Source organism: Herminiimonas glaciei (genome assembly GCF_042664955.1).
In the GTDB taxonomy this organism is placed as follows: domain Bacteria; phylum Pseudomonadota; class Gammaproteobacteria; order Burkholderiales; family Burkholderiaceae_D; genus Oxalicibacterium; species Oxalicibacterium glaciei.
Window position 1 is genome coordinate 1,627,628 of sequence record NZ_JBHTBU010000001.1, and the last position, 11,448, is coordinate 1,639,075.

The 11,448-nt window shown below is 56.1% G+C and carries 8 protein-coding genes and 1 riboswitch; of the genes, 2 read left to right on the top strand and 6 right to left on the bottom strand.

All coding sequences use genetic code 11. From position 1 onward, the window contains the following. Positions 1–2 precede the first annotated feature (2 nt). Complete coding sequence (locus ACFQPC_RS07320) at positions 3–662, bottom strand: HAD-IIIA family hydrolase (protein ID WP_382271157.1); 660 nt, start codon at positions 660–662, stop codon at positions 3–5. A gap of 82 nt (positions 663–744) precedes the next feature. Then, a complete protein-coding gene (locus ACFQPC_RS07325) occupies positions 745–1,764 on the bottom strand; it encodes an RluA family pseudouridine synthase (RefSeq protein ID WP_012079204.1) in 1,020 nt (339 codons plus the stop codon). A 709-nt stretch (positions 1,765–2,473) separates the two neighbouring features. Here ACFQPC_RS07325 and ACFQPC_RS07330 point away from each other — a divergent pair. Beyond that, on the top strand, positions 2,474–5,404 hold the full coding sequence (locus ACFQPC_RS07330; protein ID WP_382271158.1) for an Rne/Rng family ribonuclease: 2,931 nt from the start codon (positions 2,474–2,476) through the stop codon (positions 5,402–5,404). 126 nt (positions 5,405–5,530) lie between these two features. Here ACFQPC_RS07330 and ACFQPC_RS07335 read toward each other — a convergent pair whose 3' ends face one another. The 4 genes from ACFQPC_RS07335 to ACFQPC_RS07350 all read right to left on the bottom strand — a co-directional run bounded on the left by ACFQPC_RS07335 (position 5,531) and on the right by ACFQPC_RS07350 (position 10,875). Beyond that, the gene (locus ACFQPC_RS07335) at positions 5,531–6,034 is read right to left on the bottom strand and encodes a 6,7-dimethyl-8-ribityllumazine synthase (protein ID WP_382271160.1); all 504 of its coding nucleotides are present in this window, start codon (positions 6,032–6,034) and stop codon (positions 5,531–5,533) included. A gap of 76 nt (positions 6,035–6,110) precedes the next feature. Beyond that, a riboswitch (FMN riboswitch) is annotated at positions 6,111–6,285 on the bottom strand. 102 nt (positions 6,286–6,387) lie between these two features. Next, positions 6,388–7,869, bottom strand: a complete 1,482-nt coding sequence (locus ACFQPC_RS07340) for a DNA recombination protein RmuC (protein ID WP_382271162.1) — start codon at positions 7,867–7,869, stop codon at positions 6,388–6,390. 48 nt (positions 7,870–7,917) lie between these two features. Then, positions 7,918–8,322: a group II truncated hemoglobin gene (locus ACFQPC_RS07345; RefSeq protein WP_382271164.1), complete on the bottom strand. Its 405-nt coding sequence runs from the start codon at positions 8,320–8,322 to the stop codon at positions 7,918–7,920. A gap of 51 nt (positions 8,323–8,373) precedes the next feature. Further along, positions 8,374–10,875, bottom strand: a complete 2,502-nt coding sequence (locus ACFQPC_RS07350) for an ABC transporter permease (protein WP_382271165.1) — start codon at positions 10,873–10,875, stop codon at positions 8,374–8,376. A 286-nt stretch (positions 10,876–11,161) separates the two neighbouring features. Here ACFQPC_RS07350 and ACFQPC_RS07355 point away from each other — a divergent pair, with 286 nt between their 5' ends. Further along, a complete protein-coding gene (locus ACFQPC_RS07355) occupies positions 11,162–11,446 on the top strand; it encodes a hypothetical protein (RefSeq protein ID WP_382271167.1) in 285 nt (94 codons plus the stop codon). The last annotated feature ends 2 nt before the right edge of the window (positions 11,447–11,448 follow it).

Sequence of the window (11,448 nt, forward strand, 5' to 3'; positions counted from 1 at the left end):
GCTTATCCGTTTTCATTGAGCCAGGTGTGCAACTCCGCCACCGAAGTTGCTGAATACAAGGGATTGAGCGCCTGCAACTCGGCCGGGGTATGCGCGCCGTAATGCACGGCCACACCGGCCGCACCGGCATTTTGCGCCAGTAACAAATCGTGCGTGGTATCGCCCACCATCACGGTACGCTTCATATCCTGCCCCAATTCGCGCGTCAGTTCCTGCAACATCGCCGGATGCGGCTTGGAAAAGGTTTCGTCGGCACAACGGGTCGCATCGAACAAGGACAGCAGCTTGGAAACATCCAGCGCGCGATTCAGGCCGACCCGGCTTTTACCGGTTGCCACCGCCAGGAAATAGCCCTGCTGTGACAAATCTTCCAGCATCTCGCGCACGCCCTTGAACAGGGTCAGCCCGCCATCCTGATTTAAATAGTGATAGCGGTAACGCTCGACCATGCGTGGGTAATATTTTGGATCGATGCCCGGCAACGCCGCTTCCATCGCTTTTTGCAAACTCAGGCCTATCACATGCGCGGCGGCTTTTTCGCCCGGGATCGGTAATCCCAGGTCTTTGGCTGCTGCTTGTATACAGTTGACGATGACCGCGGTGCTATCCATCAAAGTGCCATCCCAATCGAAAACGATGAGATCAAATTGCTTTCTTGCCATGTAACCTGACAGCGCGCTGCCAGCTCCTTTAACTATATATACGGGAATTCTGCGCTGCCTGGCGGCGGCAACGCAGCATCAATTAATTAGCGGTCTTCTTCAAACTTTTCAGGAAGCGCTCGCATTCCGGCGGCAAAGGCGCGTTCAGGGTCACAGGCTTGCCGCTTTCCGGATGGATGAATGTAATCTGATGTGCGTGCAAAAACATGCGTTTCAAGGCCACGCGCTCGCCATCGGCTTTTTGCAAATCACGGTTCAGCGCGAAATCGCCATATTTATCATCGCCGGCAATCGCAAAACCGCTGGACGCCAGATGCACGCGAATCTGGTGTGTGCGGCCGGTTTTCAATTCAGCCTCCAGCAGCGAAAACGGACCATAGCGCTGGATCAGGTTGAACACCGTATGCGATTCCATGCCGTCGGCCTGCACGCGTACGCGGCGCTCGCCTTCCGGCGTCGTGTATTTATGCAAGGGAAGTTTAATGTGCTGACGTGCATTCTTCCAGTCGCCATGCACCAGCACCAGATAACGCTTGTCAGGTTCGCCGCCGCGGATTTGTTCATGCAAATTTGTCAACGCCGAGCGTTTCTTCGCCAACACCAGGACACCCGAGGTATCCCGATCCAGCCGGTGTACCAGTTCGAGGAACTTGGCGTCCGGACGCGCCGCCCGCAATTGTTCGATCACGCCATAGCTGACACCGGAGCCGCCATGCACGGCAACGCCGGCCGGTTTATCGATGACGAGCAAATGATTGTCTTCAAGCAATATTTTGAATTCGGCACCCGGCGCAGTGGATGGCGCTTTTTCGGCAATCCGGATGGGCGGGATGCGCACGATATCGCCTTCGACCAGACGATAGGTTTGATCTATGCGACCTTTATTAACGCGCACCTCTCCGGAGCGCAGCACGCGATAAATATGGCTTTTTGGCACGCCTTTACAAATACGCAACAAAAAGTTATCTATCCGCTGCCCAGCGTCTTCATCATTGATCGTGACAAGCTGGACTTGTGCCGGAACTTGAGAATGGACCTGTGATGACCGGGAGGGCGATAGGGTTTGAGCCTCTTTCCCAGAAAATATCGCTAAGTCCTTCATTTTGAATATATAATCAATTCGCAATGGTTACCAAACCATTGCAGGTGTAAGAATAAAAAGCACATTCTACACAGGGGCGTCTCCATCGGCCTCGCCAATTTGCAAATTCGATGGAAAAGATGTGTATGCACCGCCCCTGTGCGAGTCAAGGTTGCACCGTTGTTGTAATCGGATAACGCGCAAGGGTGTTGGTCAAGAATGTTTGGATTGTTAGGATAAGTCCGGCAAGCTCACTATATTTAATAGCGAGCTTGCTGGTTGATAAAGTTGAAACTGTTTGCCGATTCTGCCCATGCTTTGTATGGCTCAACCAATTTGCTCACCACTCGCGATTGTGTTCGTTGCGCTCGATTCATTCGACGCGCACGATGCGGATCAAGTGCGCATTCGGCATCCGATTCACTTTATCCGCGCCCCGTTGTGACTACAGCGCGTTTGCGCTAAGTATCACACACCAAGGCAATTCCCTCCCCAAACCTTCCTGCCCCGCGTACATCCCTGTACTGTTGCTGTAGATGGCGCATATCGCCGTTGATGCCACATGGAAACGCACTGTAGCCTGCAGTTTGCTGCGAATTTCCCCGATAGCCGAGCTATCGCCGCTATTCGCTTCACGCAGTCCGCATGTTCGCGATTCGCTTGTGCACCAATGTAAATATGTAGCGCTACCGCACATAAAAAAACGGCCTTAGAGCCACGGAGCACTTACATGAAACGCATGTTATTTAATGCAACACAGCAAGAAGAATTGCGTGTTGCCATTGTCAATGGGCAAAAACTCATAGACATTGATATCGAAACAACCGGACGCGAACAACGCAAGTCCAACATCTACAAAGGCGTCATCACCCGTATCGAGCCTTCGCTCGAAGCCTGCTTTGTCAGCTACGGTGAAGATCGCCACGGCTTCTTGCCATTCAAGGAAGTCGCCCGCACCTACTTCAAGGAAGGCGTCGATGTCCGTAACGCTTCCATTAAAGATGCGTTGCGCGAAGGCCAGGAAATCATGGTCCAGGTCGAAAAGGAAGAACGCGGCAATAAAGGCGCTGCGCTGACCTCCTTCATTTCGCTGGCCGGTCGTTACCTGGTCCTGATGCCGAACAACCCGCGCGGCGGCGGTGTATCGCGTCGCGTCGAAGGTGAAGATCGCCAGGAACTGCGCGAAACCATGGACAAGCTGGACTTGCCGCAAGGCATGTCGGTCATCGCCCGTACCGCTGGTATCGGCCGCAATGTCGATGAATTGCAATGGGATTTGAATTACCTGATGCAATTGTGGCGTGCGATTGAAGGTGCCGGTCAATCCGGTGGCGGCGCATTCCTGATTTACCAGGAATCCTCGCTGGTCATCCGCGCAATCCGCGACTACTTCCAGCCGGATATCGGCGAAATCCTGATCGATACCGACGAAATCTACGAACAAGCGCAGCAGTTCATGAGCCACGTGATGCCCGACATGGTGCACCGTGTGAAGCGCTATCGTGACGACGTGCCGCTGTTCTCGCGTTTCCAGATCGAACACCAGATCGAAACCGCCTACTCGCGTACCGTGCCCTTGCCATCCGGCGGCGCCATCGTCATCGATCACACCGAAGCCCTGGTATCAGTCGACGTCAACTCGGCCCGTGCCACCCGCGGCAGCGACATCGAAACCACTGCATTCCATACCAACTGTGAAGCGGCCGAAGAAGTTGCCCGCCAATTGCGCTTGCGCGATCTGGGCGGCCTGATCGTCATCGACTTCATCGACATGGAAAACGCGAAGAATCAGCGCGAAGTCGAAACCCGCCTGAAAGACGCACTGCACTACGATCGTGCCCGCGTCCAAATGGGCAAGATTTCACGTTTCGGCCTGATGGAGTTGTCGCGCCAGCGCCTGCGTCCGTCGCTGTCCGAAGGCAGCCATGTGACCTGCCCGCGTTGCAACGGCACCGGCCATATCCGCGATACCGAATCGTCCGCATTGCAAGTCCTGCGCATCATCCAGGAAGAAGCAATGAAGGAAAACTCGGCTTCCATCCACGTCCAGGCACCAGTCGACGTTGCAGCTTTCCTGCTCAACGAAAAACGTGGCGAAATCCTGAAGATCGAAACACGCCACCGCGTTTCCGTCATCCTGATCCCGAACAAGCACCTGGAAACACCGCACTACAAGCTGGAACGCATCAAGCATGACGATCCACGCCTGGAAGAAACACAAGCCAGCTATGCGATGACGGAAGAAGCAGATACCGACATCAGCTATGGCAAGCGCCAAAAAGAAGAAGGCAAGCCACGTCAGGAAGCCATGGTCAAAGGCATTACGCCGGATCAGCCAGCTCCTATCGTCGAACGCAAACCAGTCGAAGCAGCCAAGGCAGCACCGGTCGAAGCCAAGGGCTTCTTCCAGAAACTGTTTGCTTTCCTGGGCGGCGGTGCTGAACAGCCAAAAGCGGCAGCAGCCCAACCGGCAGCGGAAGAAAAACAATCGCGCAACCGCGAACGCGGTGAACGCAATGCGAATGGTGGTCGCAACCAACGCAACCGCAGCCGTGGTGGCCGTGGTCGCGAACGTGAAGAACGTGACGAAACAGCCAAACCTGCACAAGCACCGGCTGCAACCGAAACGCAAGCAGCACGTCCGCCACGCCCACCGCGTGAGCCACGCGAGCCGCGTGAACCACGTGAAAACAATGCAGAAGGCCAAGGTCGTCGTGAACGTACACCGCGTCCACCACGCGAAGAACGCAAGGAAGTCGTGGCGGAAGATCCGGCCTTGTTGCAAGGCGCAGCGATTGCTGCCAGCGTCGCTCCAGCCCGCAATGCGGTTCCGGCCGGCGAAGCAGGTGAAGCGATCGTGGTACTGGATGCAAACGGTATTCCGGTTCCAGCCGCAGAAGGCGAAGAACAACCACGTCGCCGTCGTCGTCGCGGTGGCCGCAACCGTAATCGCCGTGATCGTGACAATGCAGAAGCAGGCACTGAAAACGAAGGCAATGAAGATGGTGTAAATGCAGCGCAAGAACAGCAGGATGATGGCGAACAAACCGCCGCCGCGCCACAAGTTCAGCCACGCGAAGTCGCTCCTGCCGCAGTGAACGCAGCAGTCGCAACGGAAGCACCTGTCAGCGCCCTCACCGCCGCCATCGCAGCACCGCTGGTGCCACAGGAAGTAGCACGTGAAGAAGTCGCCGTACCTGCAGTCGTGTTTACCCACGAACCAGTCGCAGAGGCAGTCGAAGCTGCCCCAGCACCGGTAGTTGCAGCCGCGCCGGTAGCAGAAGCCGCTGTAGCGGAACCAGCAGCAGTAGTTGAAGTTGCTGCAGTTGAAGTCGCCGCAGTGGTGGTAGAAGCTGCACCGGCACCAGTCGTTGCCGCAGCAGTGCAGGAAGCGCCAGTCGCGGCTCCGGCTGCTGCACCAGCACCAGTTGCTCCAGCCCCGGCACCAGCAGCACCAGTCGCTGCGGCACCGACGTCAGACAACCTGACAGCAGTCTTGCAGGCAGCAGGCCTGGTACTGGCATCGACCAATCCTGAAAAGCTGCGCGCAGCCCAGGAAGAAGCTGCCAAGTATGTAGCGCCAGCACGTGTACCACGTGAACGCAAACCACTGCCGCCGCAATCGACGGAACCATTGATTCAAATGGAAACAAAACGGTAAGCAGCACATGCATCCCTTACGGATGCATAGCCGCAAAAAAGGGAGCCTCGGCTCCCTTTTTTATTTGCTGTACCAACCAGACGCATCGGAACGACGAGGCGCGGCCTCATCGCTCATGGATAGACATCAGGCAGCAATACGTTCCTGCGTCAGTGCTTCGATCTTTTGCAAGCGCGCAATGGTATCGGCGCAAGCGTGTGCGGCTTCCTTGCCCTTGACCAGGAAGTGCTGGAAGAAGAAGTTTTGATGTTCGTCGTGCGAATGGAAATGATGCGGGGTCAGCACGGCTGAAATCACCGGCACTTCCGTTTCCAGTTGCGCCTGCATCAAGCCGCTGATGACAGCCTGCGACACGAATTCATGGCGATACACGCCGCCATCGACCACCAGGCCGGTACCGACGACAGCGGCGTAACGACCGCTCTTGGCCAGCACTTTGGCGTGCAAGGGGATTTCAAAGGCTCCGGCTACTTCAAAGAAGTCGATACTGTCTTCCGTATAACCACGCTCGGCCATCTCGGCGATGAATGCGATGCGGCATTGGTCAACAATTTCCTTGTGCCAGCTGGCTTGTATAAAAGCGATACGACGTACTGCAGATTTGGTTTTGATATCAATCGGATGTTGCATGCGAAGCTCCTGTTTACAAATAAAATACAGGGCGTACAGGAATGGCAAAGCGCACCTTACAGTGCGTGGAAAGTCATTCCGTTCTCTATCATCCGGACTATGACCGTCGGCCCCGGGATCACACCGGGTCTGCTGACCTTGTCGAAGATGCCTGCAGAAAGCAGGCAGAGAACTTCGCCAAGCGCTCGCGGGCTATACGCCTAAACGTAATTACCGCCGGTGGGGAATCGCACCCCGCCCCGAGAACGTTAAACTGATGAAATGAATGCATCGGTGAAGCTATACATTCATTGCATCAGGTGTCGACAATTTATCATGATTTAAAAAAGGCTGCTGACGAGCACCGGATTTGCCTATTCCTTGTCGTCCAGCAGGTCACCCAGAGGCAGGTCGACACCGAGCAATTGCTGCGCCGTTTCACTCGGCAATGCTTCCACCGATTTGAGTTTGCGTGTCATCTGGCGGCTGCGTGTTTCAGCCTGTTCGATATTCTTTGCAGCACGCTCCAGCGTGGCCTTGGTCGCGGCGAGCACATCACCAAACTTGCCGAACTCAGTCTTGACCGCACCCAGCACCTGCCAGACTTCGGATGAGCGTTTTTCCAGCGCCAGCGTGCGGAAGCCCATCTGCAAGCTATTCAGCAATGCCGACAAGGTCGAAGGTCCGGCAATGCTGACGCGGTGCGTGCGCTGCAAATCGTCGGCGAGGCCGGGACGCCGCATGACTTCGGCATACAAGCCCTCGGTCGGCAGGAACAGGATCGCGAAGTCAGTCGTCAATGGTGGCGATAAATATTTCTCGGCAATCTTCTTCGCTTCAAACCGCACGACGCGCTCCAGTTCGCGTCCGGCCAACGACACACCATCGGCATCAGCACGATCCGCCGCTTCCGCCAGGCGCTCGTATTGTTCTTTTGGAAATTTCGCATCGATAGGCATCCAGATCGGTGTCTGCCCGTCATCGGTACCCGGCAACTTGATCGCGAACTCGACGCGTTCACCGGTGCCGGGAACGGTTTCCACATTCTTCGCATACTGATCAGGCGTCAACACCTGTTCCAGTAACATCTCCAGTTGCACTTCGCCCCAGGTGCCGCGTGTCTTCACATTCGTCAACACGCGTTTGAGGTCGCCGACGCCGATTGCCAGCTGCTGCATCTCACCCAGGCCTTGATGCACTTTTTCCAGGCGGTCCGACACCAGTTTGAAGGATTCACCGAGGCGCTGTTCCAGCGTCGCATGCAGCTTCTCATCAACCGTCTTGCGCATCTCTTCCAGGCGCGTGCCGTTATCGGTTTGCAAGTCCTTGATCTTGGCTTCCAGCGTCGCCCGCACTTCCGCCATGCGCTGCGCATTCGATTCGGTCAACGTGGTCAATGTCTGGTTCAGCGTATCGCCAAAATGCTTGAGCGCAGTCGCCTGCTCTTCGCGCCCCGCTTGCGCCTGTGCGCCGATGGCGAGACGCATCGCTTCCAGTTGCTGGGCATTGGCTTCATTGAGTTTCGCCAATTGCTGCGCAAAGGAATCGATCTGATTGTTTTGCAGCGTCGCGACACTGGTCATTTGAGTCGACAATGCCTGTTGAAACTGCGTAAAGTTGCTACCCAATTCCTGCCGCGTGGATTGTGCCGTCGATTGCACCTGCTCACGCAGTTCACGCTCTATGCGCTCGCTGCCTTGTTGCTGGTGCGCTTGTACTTCATTCTGCAATTGCTTTAATTGCGGCGCGAGTTGTGCTGCGAGGTCCGTGCCGCGTGCGCGCAAGAGGAGCACTACCTGCAAGCCAATGATGACTACAGCAAGCACTGCCAGGATGATGAAATGCAGTTGAGTCATGGTTGGACTTTATCCGGGTGAAACGCGTTAGGGAAAGACTGAGACTGCTTAGCCATGCGTGTTGCGCATCCAGTCAGCGGTGTCATAAAAAGCCTGTTGCAAGCGCTTTTGTATCCGCTCTTCTATGCCGACATCCTGCATCGCCGTTTCCATGCAGCGCAACCACTGGTCACGTTCATCAGTGGCTATCGCGTAAGGCAAATGGCGTGCACGCAGGCGCGGGTGGCCGAAGCGTTCGACGAACATATTCGGACCGCCGGTCCAGCCGGAGAGGAACCAGTAAAGTTTGTCGCGTGAACCTTCCAGTGTGGTCGGATGCATCGCGCGAATGCCGGCAAAGGCCGGCTCCAGGTCCATCAAGTCATAAAACCGGTCGACCAGTTCGCGTACTTTGGCATCGCCACCTATCAATTCATAGATGCTTGCAGGCTGTGTTTCTTGTTCAGTAGTCATAGCCTGCATGATACCGCATCGCTATTCGATACGGCATCCCGCCGCGCGAAATCAGGCTTCGCGCAGGGTCTGCAACGGAGGTTGCTTGAGGACATGGCGCAAGCCTACCCAGCCGCCGATAAAGGCACAGGCCGCGCCAATTCCAAGGCCTGCCAGCCATACGACAGGGCTGAATATCCACTCGAAATCAAAGACGAAATGCGCGAGGCTCCAGCCGACTGCAGTGGCTCCGGTTGCCGCCAACAAACCGGCCAGGCCACCCACCAGCGCAAATTCTATCCATTGCGATTGCGACAACTGCTTGCGGGTCGCCCCCAATGCGCGCAACAGACCTGCCTCACGCGTCCGCTGATCCTGCGAGCTGGCCAATGCGGCATACAAGACCAGCATGCCAGAAGCCAAGGTGAACAGGAACAGGAATTCAACCGCTGTCACTACCTGGTCAACCACATCCTGGATCTGCTTCACCACGCTGCCGATATCGACCACCGTCAGGTTCGGGAAATCACGTGTTAACTGATTTTCCAATCCGGTATTTGTTTGCGGTAAATGGAAGGCGGTAATCCAGGTTTGTGGCATATCCTTCATCGCAGCCGGATTGATGATCACGAAGAAATTCACCCGCATCGAACCCCACTCCAGCTTGCGCAAACTGGTGATAGGTACATCAACTGTTTCACCGGCGATATCGAATTTCAAATGATCACCAAGCTTCAGGTTCAGGGTCTTGGCCAGTCCCTCTTCCACCGATGCTTCCGGCTTGCTGTTGTCATACCAGCGGCCGGCGGTAATTTCATTTTGTTCCGGAATCTGCGTCATCGTCGACAGATTGAATTCCCGGTCAACCAGGCGCTTGGCGCGGTCTTCGATGAATGTTTCGCCGGTAATTTCCTTGCCGTTAATCGCCAGCAAACGACCACGTATCATCGGATACAGATCGGCGCCGACAATATCGTTTTGTTTCAGGCGCGCTTCGATTTGCGCTTTTTGTTCCGGCTGGATATTGATCACGAAGCGATTTGGCGCATCCGGCGGCGTCGCACTACGCCAGGCGGCAACCAGATCACCGCGTATCACTGTCAGCAACAGTAAAGCCATCAAACCCAGGGCCAGGGCCACCACCTGCACCACTGTCGCGCCGGGACGCCGCTGCAAAGCGGTCACGGCAAAACGCCAGCTCGGATGATTGATCATGCCGCGCAAGGATTGCAGCGATTTCAAGGCAAACCAGCTAATGACTGCGAATCCGGCCAGACCACCGAGGAAACCGGCTGCAGTCAGCAAACCGAGTTTCACATTCCCCGCCTGCCACAAGAGCAAGCCGACAAAGGTAGCCAAACCCAGCGCATACGTCGCGATGGTGATCGGCTGCGGCATATCCTGCTCACGGCGAATCACGCGGTTATGCGGCACATTGCGCAATTGCAGGATAGGCGGCACGGCAAAACCGATCAACAAGAGCAAGCCGGTGGCGATGCCCTGCAATGCCGGCAGGAAGGACGCGGCAGGCAAGACATTCGTCACCAGCCGGCCCAGCCATTCGATCAGGACGAAATGCGCGGCAAAACCGATCGCGGCACCAAGCGCACTACCCAGCAAGCCGACGATCAGGAATTCAATCAGGTACAAACTCGTCACCTGGTTTTGCGTCATGCCGAGGCAACGCAGCATCGCACAGGCATCCACATGGCGCAGCATGAAGCGACGTGCCGCCATTGCCACTGCGACGGCGGCCAGCATCGCCGACAGCAAGCCAACCAGTGACAGGAATTGCTCGGCGCGCTCCAGTGTGGCGCGCATTTCCGGGCGGCCCGACTCCAGCGATTCTGTACGCAGGCCCTTCAGGTTTTGTTTCTCTATCTGCTCCTGCACCTGTTTATCGAAGGCGCTGACGTCCGCCTGCTTGCCGGCCAGCAGCAAGCGATAGCTGACGCGCGAACCGTTCTGTACCAGGTTGGTGGCAGCGAGGTCGCTTTGCGCCAGCATCACGCGTGGCGCGAAGTTCATGAAGCCGGCACCGCGATCCGGTTCAAAATTCAGTACCTTGGCAATCGTGAACGTCTTGTCACCCAGTTTCAGCGGACTGCCGACTGCGACATTCAGACTTTCCAGGATGCCCGGATCCACCCATACCGTGCCGGCCGCAGGAATCGTATCGGTCACCTCGCCCTCGCCGACCAGGGTCTCCGATACCTTCAGCTTGCCGCGCAGCGGATAACCGGTGGTAACAGCCTTGATCGAAGCTAGCTTGGAGACGGCCTGCTCCCCTTCACCGGCAATCGCCATGCTCGGGAACACCGTGGTATCGGCCAGTTGCAAGCCGCGCTGTTGCGCTTCCTTGCGCATGGCAGCGGCAATCGGTTCATCGGCACGTATCACCAGGTCCGCACCCAGCAATTGATGGGCATCGCGATTCAAACCGGCGCGCATGCGATCGACAAAGAAACCGACCGAGGACAAAGCAGCTACCGCGACTATCAGTGACACCAGCAGGAAGCGCAACTCACCGGCGCGCCAATCGCGCTGCGTCATACGTAGGGATTGCAGGAACATGGATACAGATGCTTTCTAAAAACGGGTACGCCAGCCGCGACGCAGATGCCGGTCGGCAAATCCACGCTGCTCATGAATTCTGCTGGGAAAGAAATAAGCCAGGTTGCGTAAGACTAACTGAAAAACGCCGGTCTTGTGGCAGACGCCTGAAACAGCGATGTTGATAGTCGGCAAATGGAATTTTTGCCAGGCGGCAGAGTCGGTACTATATTAAGCATTGAAGCGTAACAAGACGAGTAGCCGCCAGGAAATTCGTCCGCCCACCTCGTAGAGGAAAGGATAGCGCATGACTGTCAGTAAAAATAAATTCGGGGTACCGCAATATCCGCTGGATGATGCACGCAGGCTATTCGTGCTGGCTTCCGCCATTGATTTGCTGGAACGCCCTACCCCTACCGCTATCGACGACCTGACCGGCATCGACAAAAGCTCTATCGATGAACAGGTCGACAAACTGCGCGAGCAATACGGCATGGTGATACACAAGTTCGGCGATATCTACCGTATCGAATCGTGGGGCGATGTCTTGAACAAGGAAAGCGTGGCAAAAGCCATGCGGCAGGATGCCTGATC

Coding starts and splice junctions, on each gene's coding strand:
- ACFQPC_RS07325 (WP_012079204.1), bottom strand. CDS start 1,764: ATGAAGGACTTAGCGATATTTTCTGGGAAAGAGGCTCAAACCCTATCG.
- ACFQPC_RS07355 (WP_382271167.1), top strand. CDS start 11,162: ATGACTGTCAGTAAAAATAAATTCGGGGTACCGCAATATCCGCTGGAT.
- ACFQPC_RS07330 (WP_382271158.1), top strand. CDS start 2,474: ATGAAACGCATGTTATTTAATGCAACACAGCAAGAAGAATTGCGTGTT.
- ACFQPC_RS07345 (WP_382271164.1), bottom strand. CDS start 8,322: ATGACTACTGAACAAGAAACACAGCCTGCAAGCATCTATGAATTGATA.
- ACFQPC_RS07350 (WP_382271165.1), bottom strand. CDS start 10,875: ATGTTCCTGCAATCCCTACGTATGACGCAGCGCGATTGGCGCGCCGGT.
- ACFQPC_RS07340 (WP_382271162.1), bottom strand. CDS start 7,869: ATGACTCAACTGCATTTCATCATCCTGGCAGTGCTTGCTGTAGTCATC.
- ACFQPC_RS07320 (WP_382271157.1), bottom strand. CDS start 662: ATGGCAAGAAAGCAATTTGATCTCATCGTTTTCGATTGGGATGGCACT.
- ACFQPC_RS07335 (WP_382271160.1), bottom strand. CDS start 6,034: ATGCAACATCCGATTGATATCAAAACCAAATCTGCAGTACGTCGTATC.